Annotated in this window: 18 protein-coding genes; 10 read left to right on the plus strand and 8 right to left on the minus strand. The window is 69.6% G+C overall.

Annotation, left to right across the window (positions count from 1 at the left end; genetic code table 11):
* The first annotated feature begins 85 nt into the window (after positions 1 to 85).
* From F4558_RS16840 to F4558_RS16850, 3 genes are read left to right on the plus strand one after another with little or no spacing between them, the layout of a single operon-like run.
* Positions 86 to 1,120, plus strand: a complete 1,035-nt coding sequence (locus tag F4558_RS16840) for a polysaccharide biosynthesis protein (RefSeq protein ID WP_167945079.1) — start codon at positions 86 to 88, stop codon at positions 1,118 to 1,120.
* Positions 1,117 to 2,436 (plus strand): glycosyltransferase family 4 protein, encoded by a 1,320-nt coding sequence (locus F4558_RS16845; protein ID WP_167945081.1) that lies wholly within the window; start codon positions 1,117 to 1,119, stop codon positions 2,434 to 2,436. Before F4558_RS16840 ends, F4558_RS16845 begins: the two co-directional genes overlap by 4 nt.
* A complete protein-coding gene (locus F4558_RS16850) occupies positions 2,433 to 3,347 on the plus strand; it encodes a dTDP-4-dehydrorhamnose reductase family protein (protein WP_167945082.1) in 915 nt (304 codons plus the stop codon). The genes F4558_RS16845 and F4558_RS16850 overlap by 4 nt, the downstream gene beginning before the upstream one ends.
* A gap of 40 nt (positions 3,348 to 3,387) precedes the next feature.
* Here the strand turns inward: F4558_RS16850 and F4558_RS16855 are convergent, their stop codons facing one another.
* Complete coding sequence (locus tag F4558_RS16855; protein WP_167945083.1) at positions 3,388 to 4,599, minus strand: glycosyltransferase; 1,212 nt, start codon at positions 4,597 to 4,599, stop codon at positions 3,388 to 3,390.
* A gap of 224 nt (positions 4,600 to 4,823) precedes the next feature.
* Between F4558_RS16855 and gmd the strand changes: the two genes are divergently transcribed.
* From gmd to F4558_RS16870, 3 genes are read left to right on the plus strand one after another with little or no spacing between them, the layout of a single operon-like run.
* On the plus strand, positions 4,824 to 5,837 hold the full coding sequence (gene gmd / locus F4558_RS16860; RefSeq protein ID WP_167945084.1) for a GDP-mannose 4,6-dehydratase: 1,014 nt from the start codon (positions 4,824 to 4,826) through the stop codon (positions 5,835 to 5,837).
* Positions 5,834 to 7,036, plus strand: coding sequence for a glycosyltransferase (locus tag F4558_RS16865; protein ID WP_167945085.1), 1,203 nt, complete (start codon positions 5,834 to 5,836; stop codon positions 7,034 to 7,036). The genes gmd and F4558_RS16865 overlap by 4 nt, the downstream gene beginning before the upstream one ends.
* The gene (locus tag F4558_RS16870; protein ID WP_312877349.1) at positions 7,033 to 8,154 is read left to right on the plus strand and encodes a DegT/DnrJ/EryC1/StrS family aminotransferase; all 1,122 of its coding nucleotides are present in this window, start codon (positions 7,033 to 7,035) and stop codon (positions 8,152 to 8,154) included. The genes F4558_RS16865 and F4558_RS16870 overlap by 4 nt, the downstream gene beginning before the upstream one ends.
* Before the next feature lie 67 nt (positions 8,155 to 8,221).
* Here the strand turns inward: F4558_RS16870 and F4558_RS16875 are convergent, their stop codons facing one another.
* Positions 8,222 to 9,427, minus strand: a complete 1,206-nt coding sequence (locus tag F4558_RS16875; protein WP_167945087.1) for an MATE family efflux transporter — start codon at positions 9,425 to 9,427, stop codon at positions 8,222 to 8,224.
* A gap of 59 nt (positions 9,428 to 9,486) precedes the next feature.
* Entirely contained in the window at positions 9,487 to 10,737 is a 1,251-nt protein-coding gene (locus F4558_RS16880; RefSeq protein WP_167945088.1) for a hypothetical protein, read from the minus strand.
* A 305-nt stretch (positions 10,738 to 11,042) separates the two neighbouring features.
* On the opposite strand from F4558_RS16880, the gene F4558_RS16885 reads away from it, so the two are divergent.
* Positions 11,043 to 14,150, plus strand: coding sequence for a M14 family metallopeptidase (locus F4558_RS16885; protein WP_167945089.1), 3,108 nt, complete (start codon positions 11,043 to 11,045; stop codon positions 14,148 to 14,150).
* Between the two features lie 92 nt (positions 14,151 to 14,242).
* The gene (locus F4558_RS16890; RefSeq protein ID WP_053652697.1) at positions 14,243 to 15,163 is read left to right on the plus strand and encodes an NAD(+)/NADH kinase; all 921 of its coding nucleotides are present in this window, start codon (positions 14,243 to 14,245) and stop codon (positions 15,161 to 15,163) included.
* Positions 15,164 to 15,301: 138 nt separating this feature from the next.
* Here F4558_RS16890 and pgm read toward each other — a convergent pair whose 3' ends face one another.
* Together pgm and glgC are read right to left on the minus strand one after the other, a co-directional pair.
* A complete protein-coding gene (gene pgm, locus F4558_RS16895; RefSeq protein ID WP_053652698.1) occupies positions 15,302 to 16,945 on the minus strand; it encodes a phosphoglucomutase (alpha-D-glucose-1,6-bisphosphate-dependent) in 1,644 nt (547 codons plus the stop codon).
* Between the two features lie 37 nt (positions 16,946 to 16,982).
* Positions 16,983 to 18,215 (minus strand): glucose-1-phosphate adenylyltransferase, encoded by a 1,233-nt coding sequence (gene glgC / locus F4558_RS16900; protein WP_167945090.1) that lies wholly within the window; start codon positions 18,213 to 18,215, stop codon positions 16,983 to 16,985.
* Between the two features lie 72 nt (positions 18,216 to 18,287).
* Between glgC and glgA the strand changes: the two genes are divergently transcribed.
* On the plus strand, positions 18,288 to 19,496 hold the full coding sequence (gene glgA, locus F4558_RS16905) for a glycogen synthase (RefSeq protein WP_053652700.1): 1,209 nt from the start codon (positions 18,288 to 18,290) through the stop codon (positions 19,494 to 19,496).
* 13 nt (positions 19,497 to 19,509) lie between these two features.
* Here glgA and F4558_RS16910 read toward each other — a convergent pair whose 3' ends face one another.
* Positions 19,510 to 19,956 carry a winged helix-turn-helix transcriptional regulator gene (locus tag F4558_RS16910; RefSeq protein WP_053652701.1) on the minus strand — a complete coding sequence of 149 codons (447 nt, stop codon included), beginning with the start codon at positions 19,954 to 19,956 and terminating at the stop codon, positions 19,510 to 19,512.
* 140 nt (positions 19,957 to 20,096) lie between these two features.
* Between F4558_RS16910 and F4558_RS16915 the strand changes: the two genes are divergently transcribed.
* A complete protein-coding gene (locus F4558_RS16915) occupies positions 20,097 to 21,005 on the plus strand; it encodes an aldo/keto reductase family oxidoreductase (RefSeq protein WP_167945091.1) in 909 nt (302 codons plus the stop codon).
* Positions 21,006 to 21,171: 166 nt separating this feature from the next.
* On the opposite strand, the gene F4558_RS16920 is transcribed toward F4558_RS16915, so the two are convergent.
* Both F4558_RS16920 and F4558_RS16925 read right to left on the minus strand, forming a co-directional pair.
* Positions 21,172 to 21,567, minus strand: coding sequence for a fluoride efflux transporter FluC (locus F4558_RS16920; RefSeq protein ID WP_082377223.1), 396 nt, complete (start codon positions 21,565 to 21,567; stop codon positions 21,172 to 21,174).
* Positions 21,567 to 21,965, minus strand: coding sequence for a fluoride efflux transporter FluC (locus F4558_RS16925; protein ID WP_167945092.1), 399 nt, complete (start codon positions 21,963 to 21,965; stop codon positions 21,567 to 21,569). Before F4558_RS16925 ends, F4558_RS16920 begins: the two co-directional genes overlap by 1 nt.
* Positions 21,966 to 21,985: the final 20 nt, after the last annotated feature.

Genomic DNA, 21,985 nt, shown 5'->3' on the forward strand with positions numbered 1-21,985 from the left:
ATCGCTATCGTCACTCTCTGATCCCGTCCCCTACCTTTCGCCGTGAACGGCGGATCAGACAGGAGGAGATGTGTCGTCCTCACTTATGGACCGACGCGTTTTGATCACCGGTGGGACCGGGTCGTTCGGTCAGACGATGGTTTCCCGGCTACTCGACGCCGGTGCTGCCGAGGTGCGCATTCTGAGCCGGGACGAGGCCAAGCAGGAGGCCATGCGGATCCGTCTGCTCGACGACCGCGTGCGGTTCTACGTGGGCGACGTCCGCGACGTCGACAGCGTCAACAAGGCGACACGGGGCGTCGAGTACGTCTTCCACGCCGCGGCGCTCAAGCAGGTTCCCTCCTGCGAGTTCTTCCCGCTGGAGGCGGTACGCACAAACGTCCTCGGCAGCGCCAACGTGGTCGACGCCTGCGAACGCAACGGGGTCGATGCCCTGGTCATGCTCAGCACCGACAAGGCGGTCTACCCGGTCAACGCGATGGGCATGACCAAGGCGCTGATGGAGAAGGTCGCGCAGGCGCACGTCCGCAACAACCCCCGGGCCAACACCAGGGTCTGCTCGGTCCGCTACGGCAACGTCATGTGCTCACGGGGCTCGGTCATCCCGCTGTTCATCCACCAGATCAAGAACAGCCTGCCGCTGACCGTCACAGAACCGACGATGACGCGGTTCCTGATGTCCCTGATGGATTCCGTGGACCTCGTCGAGCACGCCTTCCAGCACGGCCAGCCCGGTGACGTGTTCATCCGAAAGGCCGACGGCTGCACCATCGGCGATCTGGCGACGGCGCTGTGCAACCTGTTCGAGGTGCCGGCCAAGTTCGACGTACTGGGGCTGCGACACGGCGAGAAGATGTCCGAGACCCTGGCGAGCCAAGAGGAACTGGCCCGCGCTGAGGACTTCGGTGAGTTCCTGCGCGTACCGGTCGACAGCCGCGATCTGAACTACTCCCTCTACTTCGAAGAGGGCGACACCACCAGCGACCACCGTGTCGACTACACCTCGGACAACACCACACAGCTGTCGGTGCCGGAGATCATGGCGCTGCTGCTCACCCTGCCCGAGGTGCAGCAACACCTCGACCCCCTACGGTCCCTGTCGCCGGCAGGCCGCGGATGAGCCCGGACACGGGTCTCCCCCGCTTCGGGGGCGGCAGGTCGGGGCAGAGTGTCCCCCGGGTCGCCTTCGTCACCCAGTGGTTCGCCCCCGAGCCGACCACGACCCCGGTCTGGATCGCCAGATCGCTCAGTGAGCAGGATCTCCGGGTCGAGGTGCTGACCGGTGTGCCCAACTACCCCACCGGGAACGTCCACGACGGCTACTCCAGTTGGCGGCGTACCCGGGAGGTCCATCAGGGCGTCCCCGTGCGACGCGTGCCGCTGTACCCGAGTCATGACCAGTCCGCGGTGCGTCGCGTCGCCAACTACGCCAGCTACGCGGCGTCCGCCGCGACCCTCGGCGCCTCGGTTCTGCGGTCCGCCGACGTGGCTGTCATCTACTCGACGCCGGCGACCGCCGCCGCCGCTGGGATCTACGCACGCCTCCGCTGGGGGCTGCCGTACGTCCTGATGGTGATGGACGTCTGGCCCGACTCGGTCTTCGCCACCGGTTTCCTCACCGGTGGGGCCAAGCGCCGCATCGCAGAGCCCGCCCTGACCTGGTACACCGAGCAGACGTACCGGTGGGCCAGCCACATCACCGCCACGTCGCCGGGGATGCGCGACGCGCTGGTCTCGCGCGGCGTACCCGAGGACAAGGTTTCCGTCGTCTACAGCTGGACCGACGAGAAGGTCATGCGGCCCAGCGAGCCCGACCGGCAGCTACGGGCCAGCCTGGGCCTGTCCGACGAGTTCGTGCTGATGTACGGCGGCAACCACGGCGCTGCCCAGAACCTGGACGTCGCGGTCCGGGCGATGGGCGAGCTGCGCGATCTGCCGATCCACCTGGTGTTGGTGGGCGACGGCATCGAGAAGGTCGGGCTGCGCTCGCTCGCCTCCGACCTCGGTCTCCGTTCGGTGCATTTCCTCGACCCGGTGGAGCCGGAGCGGATGCCGGCCATCATGGCCGCCGCGGACATGCAGTTGGTCGCGCTCGCCGACGAGGAACTTTTCCGCTTCACGCTGCCCAGCAAGGTCCAGTCCATCCTCGCCTGCGCCCAACCGATCGTCACGTGCGCACCGGGGGACGCGGCCCGTGTGGTGCACGAGGCAGGTGCCGGCTTCAGCTCCCCGGCGGGCGACCCACATCAGTTGGCGAAGACCATCCGGCAGGCCGCCGAGGTGCCACGCGGCGAGCTGCGGTCGATGGGCCGGGCCGGCTACGCGTACTACAGGTCCCACCTCAGCGAGGAGATCAACGCCCGGGCGCTGGCCGGGATTGTCCGGGCCTCCTCCGGCCGGCGTCGCCGCGGCCGCGGCACAGGGGGTACGCCATGACGCAGCGCGTGCTGATCCTCGGGGCGACCGGGATGCTCGGCCACACCCTGCTGCGCTCGCTGAGCGAAGCCGCCGAGTTGGACGTCTATGGTTGTGCGCGCAGCACGTCCGTGACTCCGGCCCTGTTCCCCGGTCACCTGAGGCAGCAGATCACGCCGGGGGTCGACGTCACCGATCCGGGTGCGCTCCGCCGGATCCTGACCGAGCTGAGCCCGGACGTGGTGGTCAACTGCGTGGGCGTCATCAAGCAGCGCCCGGACGTCGAGGACGCCCCCAACACCATCGCGGTGAACGCGCTCTTTCCGCACGTCCTCGCCCGGGAGTGCGCGGCGCAGGGCACCCGGCTCGTCCAGGTGAGCACCGACTGCGTCTTCTCCGGCAGGCATGGCGACTATCGGGAACAGGACATTCCCGACCCGTACGACCTCTACGGTCGCGCGAAGCTGCTCGGCGAGACCGTCCAGGCGCCGGCGCTGACACTGCGTACCTCGATCATCGGTCACGAACTGGGCACCGCCCGCTCCCTGGTGGACTGGTTCCTCGCCCAGCGCGGGACCGTCAACGGCTACACCGAGGCCATCTACAGCGGGGTGACGACCGTCGAGTTCGCCGCGATGCTGCGTACGGTGGTGCTGCCCCGCCCGGATCTCACAGGCCTCTACCACGTGGCCTCGGCGCCGATCTCGAAGTACGAGCTGCTGAAGATCGTCGCCGAGGTGTACGGGTGGCCGGGGCGGATCGAGCCGTCGGATCAGGTCCGGTGCGACAGGTCGCTGTCAGCGGACGCGTTTCGGCAGCGGACCGGCTACCTGCCGCCGGAGTGGCGGGACATGATCGTGGAGATGCACCGCCGCGCGGTCCAGTGGCGCCTTCCGGCGGCCCTCGGCACCGCCCAGCCGGCACGTTACTGAGCGGTGCCGGGCCGCCGGCCCGGCACCGCTCCCGTCGGCCTCACCGTCCGGCGTACGCCCGGGGCCTTGTCAGCGCCTCCCGCGCACGGTCGAGGACGCTGAGCCGCCCGACCTGCTGGCGCCAGTCGCGGTATGCAGCAGAAGCCGCCATCCGGGCAGCATGACGCTGCTCGGGCGACGCGGCCACGACCTCCTCGATGCAGTCCCGCAGGGCCTCTGCGGTGAGGTCGGGCAGCACCATTCCACCGCCGGAACGCAGGACCGGTGTCCAGGGGGTCCGGTCGGAGCAGATCACCGGGCAGCCCACGGCGAGGCTCTCGGCGATCACGTGTCCGAAGTTCTCCCCACGGGTGGGCAGGACGAAGGTGTCGTAGCCGGCGAAGACGTCGCACACCTGGTCCGGCTGCACCGCTCCTCGGTAGGTCGCCCGGATGTTTCCCGGCAACGACTCCAGCAGGGACAGACAGGTCCGCCAGTATGCCTGGTCCTCGGTCGGACCGAAGATGTCGAATTCCACAGGGCCCTTGACCTCAGACAGCGCGGTGAGGACGAGGTCCAGGTTCTTCATGGGTGAGATGCGGCCGAGAAAGACGAGCCGGGCCGGACCGGACGACCGCGCGGGCGGCAGGTCGACCGGCTCGGGGCCGCCCGCTCCGACCACTACCGGAATACGGGCCGACGGTACGACCCGACGGATGTCGGCCGCCTCCAGCGCGGTGGTGGCGTGCCAGTAGACCCGCTGGCCGTTCAGCATCCACCGCCAGCCGACGAGGAAGATCCGCTTCCTTGTCGAGTTGATGGATAGGGCGCCCACGCCACATTCACCGCGCGGAGCGATCAGCACGCGTTCGACCCGCAGGGCACCCATCTTCGCCGCCAGGATGGGCACGATCGAGAAGAGCGACCAGAGGCTGTTGACGTACAGCAGGTCGAACCGAGTGGCCCGGAGCTCGCGGTACAACCGCCGCCAGTGCCGGAGCCGTCGGGCGCCGAGGTAGAACACCCGGTGCCGGCCACGCTGGACCCATCGGCCGGACAGGCCGGGAAACGACTCGGGAGCCCCGAGGTCGTGGTCTCGGGTTACGAGTGTCCCCTCGATCGCGGGACTCGCGGCGTCCATCAGCGACGAGACGGATCGGATCGGCCCACCCGCGAGGTAGCCGGGCTCGAAGTAATCGGCAGTTACCAACACCCGGTACGGATCCGGCGCGTCCTCTCGCGACGTTGCCAACCGGTCCGCGTCGTACGCCATGGCGATCTCCCGGCTCTCGGCTGAACCCGGCGGGAGCGCACGGGCCGGAAAGGTCAACGAATGAGACCGAGCCGGGGTGACGATTCGCGAACGCGATGAGGACCACCACTGGCCGAATATGTGAAACCACGGGAAAAGAACCACGCATCCGGTATAAGGAATTGACGCAGTCCTCCGGTTTTCTTCGAACACCACCGGAGGTATCGGCACCTCGAGAGGGACGCATGTCGCGAGTAGCGCTCATTTCAGGGATCACCGGGCAGGACGGCAGTTATCTGTCTGAGCTTCTGCTCAACAAGGGCTACACGGTGCACGGAATAAAAAGGCGGTCATCCAGTTTCAACACAGAGCGAATCGATCGGATCGACGTGCACCCGCGGCAGAACGACGCGCGGCTATTCCTGCACTACAGCGACCTGTCGGACCCGGCTTCCCTGACCACGCTCATCCGCGACATCCGGCCCGACGAGATCTACAACCTGGGCGCGCAGAGCCACGTCCGGGTGTCCTTCGACATTCCGGGTTACACCGCCGATGTCACCGGGCTCGGCGCCATGCGGATGCTGGAAGCGGCTCGCGCGGCCAACATCGGCTGCCGGTTCTACCAGGCGTCCTCCTCGGAGATGTTCGGCTCCACCCCGCCGCCGCAGCGGGAGGACACGCCGTTTCACCCCCGCAGCCCGTACGCCTGCGCCAAGGTCTACGCCTACTGGTCGGCGGTGAACTACCGGGAATCCTGGGACATGTACTGCGCCAACGGAATCCTCTTCAACCACGAGTCGCCACGCCGGGGCGAGAACTTCGTGACCCGCAAGATCACCCGGGCGGTGGCCAGGATCGAGGCCGGCATCCAGGACACGCTCTACCTGGGCAATCTCGAAGCGGTCCGGGACTGGGGCTACGCGCCGGAGTACGTCGAAGCGATGTGGCTCGCTCTTCAGCAGGACAAGCCCGACGACTACGTGGTCGCCACCGGCGAAGGGCACACCGTCCGCGAGTTCGTCGAGGCCGCGTTCGCCCACGTCGGGCTCGACTGGGAAAAGCACGTGGCAACCGACCCGGTGTACTACCGTCCGGCGGAGGTCGACGCCCTCATCGGCGACTACAGCAAGGCCCGCCGGACGCTCGGCTGGGCACCCAAGACGCTCTTCCCGGACCTGGTCCGGGTGATGGTGGACGCCGACCGGCAGTTGCTCGAGGACGAGCGAATGGGCCGCCTGGTGCGGGTGGACCGATGAAGGTGACGATCGAGGCGACTCCGATCCGCCCCGCGCACGCGGCCGGAGTCGAGGCGTTCACCTATGGGCTGCTGGACGGGCTCGTGACCGCCACCTCCCACGATCTGCACGTGAACGTCCTGCGCGGAACGCTCGACGCATGGCGGGAGCGGGTGCCCCACAACCGGCTCTCCTGGACGGAGGTCGGGATGCCGCTGCGGTCGGACAACCGCTACGGACGCATCCTGCGTGGCTGGACACCGGACCGGGTCCGCGAATCGGTAGCCCTGCGGCGGACGGTGAACGCGCTCCGGCAACGGGCCCGCCCCGCCCGCGACGACTCGGACGTCGTGTTGTTTCCGTTCCACTGCGCTCCGGCGCGGGCCCGCTCGTCGGTGGTGGTGGTGCACGACCTGCGCCACCTGCACGCCGCGTTCAGTTCGCCCGGGTTCGGGGAGGTGGTGCGGGAGAACGTCGCCCACGCCTCCGCAGTGGTCGTGTCGTGGCCCCACCCGTACCGCGAGGTCCTGACGCTCTTCCCGGAGGCGGCGGACCGGGTCGCCCTCATACCTCCGCCCACGTTCCAGCCGGCGCCCGACAGGTTGCTGTCCGACCCGGAGCCGGGCCTGCTGCTCTATCCGTCATCGACAGCCACCCACAAGAACCACGCCACGCTGCTGGAGGCGATGGCGCTGCTACCCGAATGCCGGCTCGTCTGCCCCGGCCCGCTTGTCGAGCCCGAGGCCACCCGGCTGCTGGCCCGCGCCGCCCGTCCCGACCTGCGGGGCCGGGTGACGTTCCCGGGGTTCGTGACGCTCGACGAGCTCAACAAGCTCTACGCCCGCGCCGAGGCCGTGGTGGTGCCGTCCCTGTGGGAGGCCGCCAGCGGAGCGATCCTCGAGGCGTTCAGCTGGGGTCTTCCGGTGGCGTGTGCGGACGTGGACCCGCTGCGCGCGCAGTTGGAGTTCACCGGCGCCGACGCGGCGGTGTTCAGCGCGAAGGACCCGGTGGCGCTAGCCGACGCCATCCGGCGGTTGCGGGCCAACCGGGAGCACTACGCGACGGCCTCCCGCAGGGCGAACAGCCGATTGGCCGGTCGTACCTGGGCGGACACTGCGAGCGACTACGCGGCCGTCCTGGAATGGGTCGCCGCCGGACGGCCGGGCCCGATACCCCGCTCCCCGTTCGCCGCCGCGCTGGCCAACGGAGAGACACGGTGAGTACGGCGGGTCGATATCCGGTGGCCCGTCCGTGCCTGTCGGAGCTTGAGGAGAGCTACCTGCTCGACGCGTTCCGCAGTGGCTGGATCTCCTCGCAGGGCCCGTACCTCAACCGGTTCGAGCACCAGTTCGCTGAGCGCTGCGGCGCTGGATCCACTGTGGCGGTCGGCAACGGCACTGTGGCCCTGCACCTCGTCCTCGCGGCGGCGGGCATCGGCCCGGGCGACGAGGTGATCGTTCCCGCTCTCACATATGTGGCCACGGCCAACGCCGTTGCCTACTGCGGGGCCCGGCCGGTGTTCGTCGACGTCCTGGCCGACACCTGGTGCATCGATCCGGACCAGGTACGGGCGGCCATCGGTCCCCGAACACGGGCCGTTCTCGCTGTCGACCTCTACGGCCACCCGGCCGACTATTCAGCCCTGCGAGCGATGTGCGACACGCACGGGTTGCTGTTGGTGAGCGACGCCGCCGAATCGTTCGGGGCGACCCTGGACGGGCGGCCCACCGGGTCCCTGGCAGACGTCACCACCTTCTCGTTCTTCGGCAACAAGGTCATCACCTCCGGCGAGGGCGGGTGTGTGACGACGTCGGACCGCGCGCTCGCGGACCGAATGCGCCTGCTGCGTAACCAGGGCATGGATCCGCAGCGCCGGTACTGGTTCCCGGTCGTCGGCTACAACTACCGCCTGACGAACCTGGCCGCCGCAGTGCTCTGCGCGCAGCTCGAACGCGCCGACGAGATCATCCAGCGGCGTGACCGGGTGATCGCGTCGTACGAGCAGCAGTTGGCGGATCTGCCCCTGCTGCGACCACAGCCGGTCGCCGCGAACGTCCAGCGCGCACCGTGGATGGCGTCCTTCCTGGTCGGTGAAAGCGATGCGAAGCCGCTGCGGGACGAACTGGCCCAGGCACTGGACCGCCTCGGCGTCGAGACCCGCCCGTTCTTCGTCCCGATCCCGGACCTACCTCCGTACCGGGACGGCGTGAGTTGCCCGGTGACCGACGACCTGAGCCGGCGGGGAATCAACCTGCCGACGTACGCCGACCTGGACGACGGCGACATCAAGGTGATCTGTGAACGCCTCCGGGCCGCTGTTGAGACGATCGCATCGTGAGCACGGCGGACGCGCCACAGCCCGGGACAGGCGACTGAGGCATGCGGCCCGCCTGGCCGGCAACGGATCAGGCGGGCTGCGGCACCAGCTGCCGCCGGGCGTCGCGGCGTCGCAGCAGCACCTGGTAGCTGCGCCACCACAGCGCCGCGCTGAGCAGCGCCATGACCACAAGCGCGGCGGCCGCTCCGGGGGCGCCGAACACCACCGCGCCGGCGACCACCACAGGCACCCGCAGCACGCCCAGCACAGCGCCGGCAAGCAACGCCCGGCTACCGGCCCCCTCGATCCGTACCCCGGCGAAGCCGATCACGGCAGGCACCGCCAGCAAGCTCTCGACCACGAGCAGGGGCAGCAGCATCTGCGCGATCTCCCAGTTGCCGCCCAGCACCGCGAGGCCGATCCGATCCGGTAGCACCGCCACGGCCAGCGCGAGTGGTGCGGCCGCCCCGGTCACCAGCACGGTGAGCCGGATGGCCGCGCGCATCCGCGCCGCAGCCGTGGCGCCGTGGCTTCGTCGCAGATGGGGAAGCACGAGCGCCGAGGCTGTGGACACGACGAGATTCACCGGCCCGAGCACGGTCCGACCGGCGCTCAGCGCGCCGACCACTGCCGTTCCCGCCGTGGCTGCCACGGCCGTGAGAGCGAGTTGCGCCGAGCCGGTCGTGACAAGGAACTGAGCGCCGAAGCTCGCCGCGACGCGCGTCTCGGCCCGGTCCGTCCGCCAGCCCGGGAACGTCCGGAAGCCCTGGCGCCACGCGGTGACGAGCCCGACCAGCGCGCCACCGCCCGCCCAGCCGGCGAACACCACCACCGGCTGCACCAGGTGGAGCAGGCCGGGCACCGCGACGGCGACCACAAGCGCGGCCCAGCCAATCTCCTGGAGACAGGCGATCCGTGGTGACCCGATCCCGAGACTGACAGCTTTGGCGTAGTCGTAGAGCGCCAACCCCGGCAGGGCTGCGCCGACGATCGTCAGATAGGCCGAGCCGGTCGCGAGACCGGCGACGACGACCGCCGCCGCCGCCACGGTGCTCACCGTGATGACCCGTGCGGACGCGGAGCCGGCGACATCCGCCTGCGTGCCGGCGGCGAGCACCGAGTCGGTGACCATCGCCCGCGTGAGACCGGACACCAGGATGTAGAACGAGAAGGCGACAGCGAAATGCCCGACGCCGCCAACCGACTCGAGCCGAGTGACAGTGATGGCCAGGAGGAAGTTCCCAGCGCTGGACACGCCGCCGACGAGCAGCGCCGGTGCCGCTCGGCTCCTCACGAGACGGGTGAGCGCAGAGCCCGATCGGTGCGCGCGAGCCGGCCGATGAATGCCGGCCATCACCGGATGGCTGGGACCCGGAACTCGTACCCCCGAGTGCCGACGAAACGTCGAGCGTCGACAGTCGACGGCCGGCGGCGGGTCGTCACCAGGACGTAGAACACCGGCAGCACCGACACCGTGTGCTGGACCAGGCTGATCATCGAGTCCGGGTACGTACTCGACCACAGCAGCGGGTTCGTGAGGATGAGGCACAGGATGCTGAGCCGGAACGGGCCTGGTGCGCCGCGCCAGCGCAGCAGGAACCCGACCACCGCTGCCCAGACGCCGTGGAAGACGACCACCCCCGTCGGACCCTCGAAGAGGTAGATGTTCCCGATCGACAGGAAGGTGTACGCCGACGTGGGGCCGCCACCCAGGTACTGGTTGATGGCCTGGCCGGTGGAGAGGGCCGGCCGGTCCGGGTCGACGACTCGGGGCAGAACGCCGTACCTGAGGTAGTCCGCGAGGCCGGGCCGGGACAGGTCGACCGGGACGCTGATGTCCGCAAGAGGTGCCAGTTGCAGATCCAGGCGCGCCCGATCTCCTGCCGTCACCTGCTCCGACACTGCAACACCGTGATCGGTGCGGATCGCGTTGCGGATTTCGAACATGGCCGGCCAGACGAGGAACAGCAGTGCGGCCGTGACCACCAGGTACCGGACCCGGATCACTCCGCAGATGACGCCAGCGGCGGCGACGAACGAGATGAAGCCCATCAGGGGCGCCGAGCGGGCGGTCATCGTGGCCAGAACGACCTCGACCGCCGTCAGCAGGGCCAGCCACCCGTAGAGCTTCCGGATGGAGATGTGGCCACCGAGGTGGCTGGCGATCAACAACGCACACGCGAGCGCGTTCCAGCCGGACACCAGCGCCGTGATCGGAGCGAGGCTGGAATCGGGCAGGTCGCCGGACACCTGCGCCACGATCGTTCCCCTGCCGACGTACGCCCCCAGCAGGCTGGCCAGCACGCTGACCACCGCGACCACACGGGCGACGCCGTAGATCCTCGGATACTGGGCGTTGGCGCGCTGAAGGCCGCGTCGCCACTGGTGGTCGGGCCGGCCGAAGATCAGCGCGGCTGTCTCCACAAGCGCGCTGCCGAGCAGGGCGAGCCCCACCAGGCGCAGGAGGAACCCGAGTTCCGGGTTCCGGTACAGCACGGCGGTGGGAATGATGAGGAGCAGGAACGGCGCGAGGACGACGAGGCTTACCGGGTAGCACCGAAAGATCCGCGGCAGGAGTCGCCCCGGTCGACGGCTGTCGGTCACCGCGCGGTGCCTGGCAATTCGATGTGCCGCGACCGCGACGAAAGAGCCTGCCAGGGATGGATGGCTGGCCAAAGGTCCCACGCGGGCCGTCATCGTGCAGGGACCTCCGCCTCGCTGTCGTCTACCTAGTGAGCAACGACATGCCCGACGCTGGGATACGCCTCCGGGGGCACCTGCGACGCCCATCCGTCACCCCGGAAAGCCATGCCGACACGGCCAGTCACCGCGCTCCCATCGACCGATTGACATTGATCAGCTCGCACCGGAAGGCTCGCGCCTACAGGTCCTTCACCCAAGGAGGCGCGATGAGACCGAGACGACTGGCTATCGCCGGCGTGGTCACCCTGCTCGGCGCACTGGCGTTGGCCCCACCGGCGAGCGCGCGGCCACCGTCCGACCCGGGCGCCCGCGACGGCCTGGAGGTGTACGTCGGCACTGTCGACGCGAAGCAACGCGACCAGCTACGCGCGGCGGGGGTGGACCTCGGCCACGACGCGAAGACGGACTCGGCCGGTCGCACCACTGTCGAGACGGTCCTCAGCCGACGGCAGGCGAAGCGGCTGACCGACAAGGGTGTCCCGCTGTCGGTGAAGAAGGTCCGCGGCAGGGAGGCCTCGCAGGCGCTGCGGGAGCAGGCCGCCGCCGGCTGGACGTCGTTTCGCCCCTACGGGGAGCCCGGCGGCATCCGGGACGAGCTGAACGCGACAGCCGCCCGTCACCCGAAGCTCACGAAGGTGGAGACGATCGGCCGCACCCATCAGGGTCAGCCGATCCTCGCAATGAAGGTCACAAAGAACGCGCGGACCGTCCCGGACGGCAAGCGACCGGCGGTGCTCTACGCCGGCGCCCAGCACGCCCGGGAGTGGATCACGCCGGAAATGACCCGCCGGCTGATGCACCACGTGCTGGATCGCTACGGCACCGACCGGGAGATCACCCGTCTGCTGGACACCACCGAGTTGTGGTTCCTGCCGGTGGCCAACCCGGACGGCTACGACTTCACGTTCACCCCCGGCAACCGGCTGTGGCGCAAGAACCTGCGTGACAACAACGGCGACGGGCAGATCACCTCCGGTGACGGTGTCGACCTGAACCGCAACTTCGCCTACAAGTGGGGGTACGACAACGAGGGCTCGTCGCCGGAGCCGAGCAGCGAGACGTACCGCGGCCCCAAGCCGAACTCGGAGCCGGAGACCGTAGCCCTGGACAGGCTCTTCCGTCGGGTCGGCTTCGAGTTCTTCGTCAACTACCACTCGGCGGCCCAACTGCTGCTCTACGGCGTCGGTTGGCAGGTGAGCACCCCCACCCCGGACGACGTGATCTACGAGGCGATGGCCGGCGACGACGCGAACCCGGCCGTACCGGGCTACGACCCGGACATCTCCGCCGAGCTGTACACCACGAACGGTGACACCGACAGCCACGCCACAGTCAAGTACGGCACGTTGGGCTTCACCCCGGAGATGTCGACATGTGAGGCAGCCGCGGCCGTCGACCCGGACGACCAGTGGCGCCCGGAGGACTGCGTCAGCGGCTTCATCTTCCCCGACGACGAGAAGCTGATCGCCGGTGAGGTGAGCAAGAACCTGCCGTTCGCGCTGTCGGTGGCGCGCTCCGCGGCGGACCCGGACGACCCGGTGTCGGTAGTGGGCCGCACCACCCCGGACTTCGTGGTGGACGCGTTCAACACCTCGTACGGGCGCACTCAGCAGGTCGCCGCGATCACCCGCCGGGCGCTGAAGAACGTACGGATGCACTACGTCGTCAACGGCGGCCGGCCGAAGACCACGGCGGTCCGCGAGTGGCGTGGTGGTGAGCGGTACGGCGACACCCACGACGCCTACTACGCCGAGCTGCGCGGCACTGTCACCGGGGCGAAGCCGGGCGACCGGGTGGAGGTCTGGTTCACCGGGGTCAAGCAGCGGGCCGGAGTGGTGTCCAGCGAACACTTCACCTACCGGGTGCACGGCGACATCGGCGGCGACGTGCTGGTCCTCGCAATGGAGGACGTCACGGGGCTCAGCCCGACGCAGACGGGCACCACGGCGAAGTACGCCGACGAGATCGCGGCGTCCCTGACCGCCGCCGGGCGCAGCAGTGACGTGTACGACTTCGACGCGCAGGGGCGGACGGCGCCGCATCCGCTCGGCGTGCTGTCGCACTACAAGACGGTGGTCTGGGAGACCGGCGACGACGTGATCCCGCGCTCCGCCGGTCAGGTGCCCGGCACGGCGGCCAAGGCCGCGCTGGACACTGAGCTGGCCGTCCGGGACTACCTCAACGAGGGCGGCAAGCTGCTGGTCAGCGGGCAGTACGCGCTGTACGCGCAGGGCGCCAACGGGTCGTACGTGTACCGCCCGGACGCGCCGCCGGAGTGCACCGACGCCGAGGACCCCACGTGCCTGCCACTGTTGAACGACTTCCAGCAGTATTGGCTGGGCGCGCACACCTACGTCAGCGACGGCGGCACGTCGCCGGAGGGTGACCCGTACCCGGTCGCCGGCAACAGTGCGGCGTTCACCGGGTTCACCGGGCAGCTCAACGCTCCCGGGTCGGCGCAGAACCAGGCGCACACCGCCTCGTTCCTGACCACGTCGAGTTTCCTGCCGCCGGACCAGTTCCCCCAGTTCGCCAGCTCCGCGCCGGTGGGCTGGACCAGGCCGGGCGGCGCGCCGTTCGACCCGCGTACCGGTGAGTGGTACCTGCACAGCGGCCAGTCCGACGAGTCGTACAAGCGGCTCTCCCGCACTGTCGACCTGACCGGGGCGACGAGCGGCGAGCTGCGCTTCTTCACGTCGTACGAGATCGAGCAGAACTGGGACTTCCTCATCGTCGAGGCGCATGAGGTGGGCAGTGACGGCTGGACGACCCTGCCGGACGCCAACGGCAAGACCAGCACGGCCACCGGGGAGAGCTGCGCCTCGGGTTGGGTGGAGCAGCTGCACCCGTTCCTCGCCCACTACCAGGGCGCGGACTGCTCCTCGACAGGCAGCACGGGCAGCTGGAACGCGGCGACCGGTTCCTCGGGCGGCTGGAAGGAGTTCGTCGTCGACCTGTCCGCGTACGCCGGCAAGCAGGTCGAGGTGTCGATCTCGTACGTCTCGGACTGGGCCACCCAGGGCCTCGGCGTCTTCGTGGACGACGCTCGGGTGATCGTCGACGGTTCCACGGTCGCGGAGACGTCGTTCGAGTCCGCTGACCTGGGAGGCTGGACGGTGGCCGGTGCACCGGCAGGCTCCGCGGGCAACCCCAACGACTGGTCGCGCAGCCAGCAGGCGTTCGAGGAGGGCTCGGTGGTGGTCACCGCCGACACCGTCTACCTGGGCTTCGGGCTGGAAGGACTGTCGCCCGCGGCCCGCGACGACCTGGTCGCCCGCTCGCTGACCCACCTGACCGGCCGACCCCGCCGCTGACGGCGTCGAGGTGCGCCGACGGTCCCCGGACCGTCGGCGCACCTTCGACGGTACGCCGGGCGCGTCCCCCGCCGATGTGGTGAGCTGGACGAATGTCAGGGCTGGGACTGGTGCTGCACCCCACCCGGGATGTCACCGAGGTGGTCGAGATCATCGAACGGTGGGCGACGCGCCACAACAAGTCGCTGATGGTGCGCGCGCAGGACAGGCACCGCGTGCCGACCAGCGTCGAGCCGGTGCCGGAGTGCGAGGTGGCCACCCGCGCCGACGCGTTGATCAGCATCGGCGGCGACGGCACCATGCTCGGGGCGTTGCGCTCGGCCGTCCTCGACCCGAAGCCGGTGCTCGGCGTACACCTGGGTCGGCTCGGTTTTCTCGTCGAGGTGGAGCCGCCGGCGCTGCCCGAGGCGTTGAGCCGGCTGCTGTCCAAGGACTTCACCATCGAGTCGCACGCCTGCCTGGCCTGCGACGTGTGCGGCGACGACGTGGTGGCGTTCAACGACATCGCGCTGGTCCGCCAGCCCGGGTCGGGTTTCGTCACCGCCACCCTCGCCGTCGATGGCCAGCAGTACGGCTACTACCGCGCCGACGCCGTTGTGGTGAGCACGCCGACCGGTTCGACGGCGTACAGCTATGCCGCCGGCGGTCCGCTGATCTCTCCGGCGACGGACGCGGTGGTGATCACGCCGTCGGCGCCGATGGCCGGCATCTCCCGGTCGGTGGTGCTGTCGCCGGACGAGAAGGTCCGCCTCGAACTGGAGCCCCACTCGTCGGCGGTCGTGGTGGAGATGGACGGTTTGGTGTTCCGCGACGCGGCGACCGAGGGGGCCGTCGACATCAGCTACCGCCGCAACGCCGGTCTGGTGGTGCGCTTCGACCGGCAGCGCTACCAGGAACGCAACCAGCTGAAGATGACCCTGCTCGACCTGCCGTTCCTGCCCGAGCAGCTCCGCGAGCTGCTGCCCGACGGAGCCCAGCGAAGCCACGACCGGGAGATGCCCCCACGCCGCTGAACCTCACCCACCCACCACACCCCGCCGCGTCCCCCACCTCTGGTTTCGGCCGTCGATCATGGGGTTAGCGGGCGCGACACACCGAGCGCCACCCGCCAACTTCATGATCAACGAAGTCTGTAGGGGGCAGGAGCAGGGTCAGGTGTTGGTCAGGGCTTGGTCTACCAGGGACTTGGCTTCCTCTTGAATGCGCTTGAGGTGGTCGGGGCCCTGGAAGGACTCGGCGTAGATCTTGTAGACGTCCTCGGTGCCGGAGGGTCGGGCGGCGAACCAGCCGGACTCGGTGCTGACCTTGAGACCGCCGATCGGGGCGCCGTTGCCGGGCGCGGTGGTCAACGTCGCGGTGATCGGCTCACCGGCCAACTCGGTGGCGGTGACCTGGTCCGGGGAGAGCTTGGCGAGCACTGCCTTCTGCTCGCGGGTGGCAGGGGCGTCGATGCGGGCGTACGCGGGTGCGCCGAACCGGTCGGCCAACTCCGCCCAGTGCTCGCTCGGGCTGCGCCCGCTGACGGCCAGGATCTCGGCGGCGAGCAGGCAGAGCAGCAGGCCGTCCTTGTCGGTGGTCCAGGTGGAGCCGTCCCGGCGCAGGAACGACGCGCCGGCGCTCTCCTCGCCGCCGAAGCCGACAGCGCCGTCGAGCAGCCCCGGCACGAACCACTTGAAGCCGACCGGCACCTCCAGCAGCGGCCGGCCCAGGTCGGCGGCGACCCGGTCGATCATCGACGAGGAGACCAGCGTCTTGCCCACGGCGGCGGCCGGACCCCAGTCGGCGCGGGTACGGAACAGGTGGTCGATCGCCACCGCGAGGAAGTGGTTGGGGTTCATCAGGCCGGCGTCGGGGGTGACGATGCCGTGCCGGTCGGCGTCGGCGTCGTTGCCGGTGGAGATCTGGTAGTCGGCGCGTGCGGCGATCAGCGACGCCATCGCGTTCGGCGAGGAGCAGTCCATCCGGATCTTGCCGTCGCCGTCGAGGGTCATGAACCGCCAGGTCGGGTCGACCGTCGGGTTGATCACGGTCAGGTCCAGCCGGTGCCGCTCGGCGATCTCACCCCAGTACGCGACGCTCGCCCCGCCCAGGGGGTCGGCGCCGATTCGCACACCGGCGTCGCGGATCGCGTCCACGTCGATCACGGCCGGCAGGTCGTCGACGTAGTTGGCGAGGAAGTCGTACTCCCCTGTGGTGTCGGCGGCCCGGGCCCGCGCGTAGGTGATCCGGCGGACCTCCTTGAGCCCGGCGGAGAGGATCGCGTTGGCGCGGTCCTGGATCCACCGGGTGACGTCGGTGTCGGCGGGCCCGCCGTTTGTGGGGTTGTACTTGAAGCCGCCGTCGTCTGGCGGGTTGTGCGACGGCGTGATCACGATGCCGTCGGCGAGGCCGCTGGTGCGGCCCCGGTTGTGGGTGAGGATCGCGTGCGACAGCGCCGGCGTCGGGGTGTAACCGTCGCGGCTGTCCACCAGCACGGTCACACCGTTGGCGGCGAGCACCTCCAGCGCGTCCACAGCGGCCGGCGCGGAGAGCGCGTGGGTGTCCCGGGCGAGGAACAGCGGCCCGTCGAGGCCCTGCTCCCGGCGGTAGTCGCAGAGCGCCTGGGTGACCGCGAGGATGTGGTCGGAGTTGAACGCGTTGCGCAGGCTGGAACCCCGGTGGCCGGAGGTGCCGAAGGAGACCTGCTGCGCCGGGTCCGCCGGGTCGGGGTGCTCGGCGTAGTAGGCGGTCACCAGGCGCGGCACGTCGACCAGGTCGGCGGGCTGGGCGGGCTGGCCGGCACGGGGATGGGTCACTGCGGGATCCTCCTGGAGCAGGTACGGGTACGGGTGGTCACGGCTCGATCTTCTGGCCCTTGCCGATCACCACGACGCCGTTGTCGGAGACGGTGTAGCGCTGCCGGTCCTTCTCCAGGTCGACGCCGATCTCGGCGCCCTCCGGGACGAACACGTTCTTGTCCAGGATGGCCCGCCGGACCACCGCGTGGCGGCCGATCTCCACACCCTCCATCAACACCGAACCCTCGACGTGCGCCCAGGAGTGCACCCGCACCTTCGGCGACACGATCGAGTTCTCCACCAGCGAGCCGGAGATCACCACGCCCGGGGAGACCATCGAGCCGACCGCCCGACCGACCCGCTCACCCCACTGGTGGACGAACTTGGCCGGCGGCCACGGCAGCTGCTCGGTGTAGATCGGCCAGTCGAAGTTGTACATGTTGAACACCGGGTGCACGTTGATCAGATCCATGTGCGCGTCGTAGAACGAGTCGAGCGTCCCGACGTCACGCCAGTAGCCGCGGTCCCGGTCGGTGCTGCCCGGCACCTCGTTGTCACGGAAGTCGTAGACGTTCGCCTCGCCCCGCTCGACGAGCATCGGGATGATGCTGCCGCCCATGTCGTGCTTGCTGGTCTTGTCCTCCGCGTCGCGTTCGACCGCCTCGCACAGCGCCCGGGTGGTGAAGACGTAGTTGCCCATCGAGGCGTAGATCTCGTTCGACGCGTCCGGCAGGCCGACCGCGTCGGTGGGCTTCTCGCGGAACGCCCGGATGCGCCGGCCGTCCTCGCCGACCTCGATGACGCCGAACTGGTCGGCCATCGACAGCGGCTGACGGATGCCGGCGACGGTGACCGCGGCGCCGGAGGCGATGTGGTCCTCCACCATCTGCCGCGGGTCCATCCGGTAGATGTGGTCGGCGCCGAAGACGATCACATAGTCGGGCTGCTCGTCGTGGATGAGGTTGAAGCTCTGGTAGATGGCGTCGGCCGAGCCGGCGAACCACCAGGGGCCGCGACGCTGCTGCGCCGGCACCGGGGTGACGTAGTTGCCGAGCAACGTCGACATCCGCCACGTCTTGGTGATGTGCCGGTCGAGGGAGTGGGACTTGTACTGGGTCAGCACGACGATCTTGAGATAGCCGGCGTTGGCCAGGTTGGAGAGGACGAAGTCGACCATGCGGTACATCCCGCCGAACGGGACGGCCGGCTTGGCCCGGTCGGCGGTGAGTGGCATCAGGCGCTTGCCCTCACCACCCGCCAGGACGATCGCGAGCACCTTGGCAGCCATGCCCCGACGCTATCCATCCGCGTCGGACTTCACCACTCGTACGGGGAGTCTTCTGCACTAGGGTGCGAGGTCATGACGGAACCCACCCCGCTGCGCGTCGACCTGCTGACCCGTGAGTATCCGCCGGAGGTCTACGGCGGCGCCGGTGTGCACGTCGAGTACCTGGCCCGGGAGCTGCGCCACCTCGCCGACGTGCGGGTGCACTGCTTCGGCCTGCCGCGCACCGAGCCGGGCGTCACCGCGTACTCCGATCCGCCTGGTTTGACCGGCGCGAACGCCGCGTTGCGCACGCTCGGTGTGGACCTGGAGATGGCCGCCGGCGCGGCCGGCGCCGACGTGGTGCACAGCCACACCTGGTACGCGAACATGGCCGGGCACACCGCGAAGCTGCTGCACGGGGTGCCGCACGTGCTGACCGCGCACAGCCTGGAGCCGCTGCGGCCGTGGAAGGCCGAGCAGCTCGGCGGCGGATACGCGCTGTCGTCCTGGGCCGAGCGCACGGCCATGGAGGCCGCCGACGCGATCATCGCGGTGAGCGCCGGCATGCGACGCGACGTGCTGACCGCCTACCCGCAGGTCGACCCGGACCGGGTACGGGTGGTCTACAACGGCATCGACACCCTCCAGTACGCCCCGGACGCCGGCATCGACGTGCTGGAACGGCTCGGCGTCGATCCGGCCCGACCGAGCGTGGTGTACGTGGGAAGGATCACGCGGCAGAAAGGGCTGCCCTACCTGCTGCGCGCCGCCCGGGAGTTGCCGGCGGACACCCAGCTCGTGCTGCTCGCCGGCGCACCGGACACCGCGGAGATCGCCGCCGAGGTGCAGGATCTGGTCACCGAACTGCGGGCCAACCGGTCCGGCGTGGTCTGGGTGGCCGAGATGCTGCCCAAGCCGGAGGTGATCCAGGTGCTCACCCACGCGACGGTCTTCGTCTGCCCCTCGGTGTACGAGCCGATGGGCATCGTCAACCTGGAGGCGATGGCCTGCGAGACGGCTGTGGTGGCGACCGCCACCGGCGGCATCCCGGAGGTGGTGGCCGACGGTGAGACGGGCCTGCTGGTGCCGATCGAGCAGGCCACCGACGGGTCAGGTACCCCGTTGGACCCGGACCGTTTCGTGGCCGACCTGGCGGCGGCGATCAACACGTTGCTCACCGACCCGGCGCGCACCCAGCGGTTCGGCCTGGCCGGCCGTCAGCGCGCTGTGGAGCACTTCTCCTGGGACGCCATCGCCCGGCAGACCCTGGACGTGTACCGCTCGGTCGGCGCGGCGGGCTGACCCGCCCCGGTCATCAGGCTGAGGAACGGCCGTCGTACGTCGCTCGGTTGCGGAGCACCTCGTCCATGTGCGTCTGGGCCCAGCCCTTGAGGCCGCGCATCATGTGGTGCAGCGAGAGGCCGAGGTCGGTCAGCTCGTAGGTGACAGTGACGGGCACGGTCGGCGTCGCCGTGCGCGTGATCAGTCCGTCGCGTTCCAGGGAGCGCAGCGTCTGGGTGAGCATCTTCTGGCTGATGCCGGCCAGGAGGCGCGACAGCTCGGAGTAGCGCAGCGGGCGGGGTTCACCGGTGCAGTCGGCGCCGAACCGGTGGGAACCGTCGCTGCCCAGCGCGGCCAGGATCAACGTGACCCACTTGTCGGAGATCCGGTCGAGCAGTTTGCGGCTGGGACACTCGGCCAGGAAGACGTCGTACGCCTCCTTGGTCTGTGCTCTCTGCTGGGCCGCCGTCGTCGTCGCCATCCGCGCCGCTCCCCCACCTGTCGGTGTGTTACGCACTTCAAAGTGCCTACTTCCTGTCAGGAAGTTACCCGACCAGAGTGAAGCAGGCACCTGCGCGGCACCGATCGCGCCGCACTCCACCTGGAATCCGAGGTCTGCACATGCGCTCCACGTCCCATCCCGACGACGCCCGTTCCCTTCCCGGCGGCGGCGCTTCCCTTCCCGGCGGCAGCTGGATGCTTGGCGACCTGACCGTCACCCGCTTCGGCTACGGCGCCATGCAGCTTGCCGGCCCCTGGGTCATGGGGCCGCCCGCCGACCACGACGGCGCGCTCGCCGTCCTGCGCGAGGTCGTCGAACTCGGCATCACCCACATCGACACCAGCGACGCCTACGGGCCATACATCACCAACAGGCTGATCCGGGAGGCTCTGCACCCGTACCCCGAATCGCTGCACATCGTCACAAAGGTCGGCGCCACCCGCGACCAGCAGGGCGGTTGGCCCCCCGCCCGCAAGCCCGACGACCTGCGCCGGGCGGTCCACGAGAACCTGGAGAACCTCGGCGTCGAGGTGCTCGACCTGGTCAACCTGCGGCTCGGCAACGCCGAAGGCCCGCAACCCGGCTCGCTCGCCGAACCGTTCGAGACGCTCGTCGACCTCCAGCGGCAGGGCCTGATCCGGCACCTCGGTGTGAGCACCGCGACGGCGCAGCAGGTCGCCGAGGCGCAGACGATCGCACCGATCGTGTGCGTGCAGAACATGTACAACCTGGCCTTCCGCCAGGACGACGAACTGATCGACCCGCTCGCCGAACAAGGCATCGCCTACGTGCCCTACTTCCCGCTCGGCGGCTTCAGCCCGCTCCAGTCCGCTGCCCTGTCGGCCGTGGCCGCCAGGTTGGCCACCACGCCGATGTCGGTCGCCCTGGCCTGGCTGCTGCAGCGCTCGCCGAACATCCTGCTCATTCCGGGTACGTCGTCAGTCGCGCACCTGCGCGAGAACGTCGCCGGCGCAGGGCTGTCGCTCTCCGACGAGGACCTCGCCGACCTGGACAAGATCGGAAGGTGACGACGCGTCCGCCGCGCGGGGTGCACGGTCGTCTTCGCGTCGGGTGCCCGGCCACCTTCGCGTCGGGTGCCCGGCGCGCCCCGTGGGGCGGCGCCTCGTGCGGCGGGCGCCCGTGCGGCTGGTCATCCACTGACCCGAGCGCGCTGCGGTAGTCGAGCTTGGCGGGCTACAGCAGGCTGCCGATCCACAGGCCGAGCGCGGCCAGCACGAGGCTGGCGCAGAGACTGCCGAGCACGTTGAACGCCTCGACGGCCGCGTTCTTACGCAGCAGCCCCAGGGTGTGCCACTCCTCCGTGGAGAAGGTGGTGTAGGCGCCGAGGAAGCCGACCCCGACGACCGCAGCGAAGTCCTGGGCCCCGGCGGCCGAATTCTTCACGGCGTAACCGGTGACGATGCCGAGCACGAACGCACCGGAGACGTTGATCAGGAACGTGCTCGCCGGGAACGCCTTGCTGGACCCGGTGGCCCGCCTACTCCACCACGGCTTCACCAGCGCGTCGACGCCGGCGCGACTCAACGCGCCGAGCCCGCCGGCCAGGAACACGCCGATGCCCACCCACATCAGGCGCCCCTACCCGCCGGATGCCCCACCCGCATTTCCACGAGACGGGCGCCGAGCGCCGCCGCGAGCACGCCTCCGACGATGGACACCACGAGGTAGACGATCCCTATCCCACTGCGCCGCGCGCCGATCAGTTGATCGGACTCGACGATGAAGTGCGACCAGGTCGTGAACCCGCCGATGAGCCCGGTCGACAGGAACGGCTTGCCCCACGGGCCGCGCAGCCGGTGCGCCGCGAGCAGCGTCATCACGGCGCCGAGCGCGAACGCGCCCACCATGTTGATCACAAAGGTGACCCAGGGGAAGTGCGGTGGTGTGGACGGCGCGAGCCCGAGCCCCAGCAGGTACCGCAAGGTGGCACCGATGCCACCGCCAACGACGATCGCGAGGATGGTCATGCACCCAATCACGCATCGGC

Source organism: Micromonospora profundi, assembly GCF_011927785.1.
Taxonomy (GTDB): Bacteria; Actinomycetota; Actinomycetes; order Mycobacteriales; family Micromonosporaceae; genus Micromonospora; species Micromonospora profundi.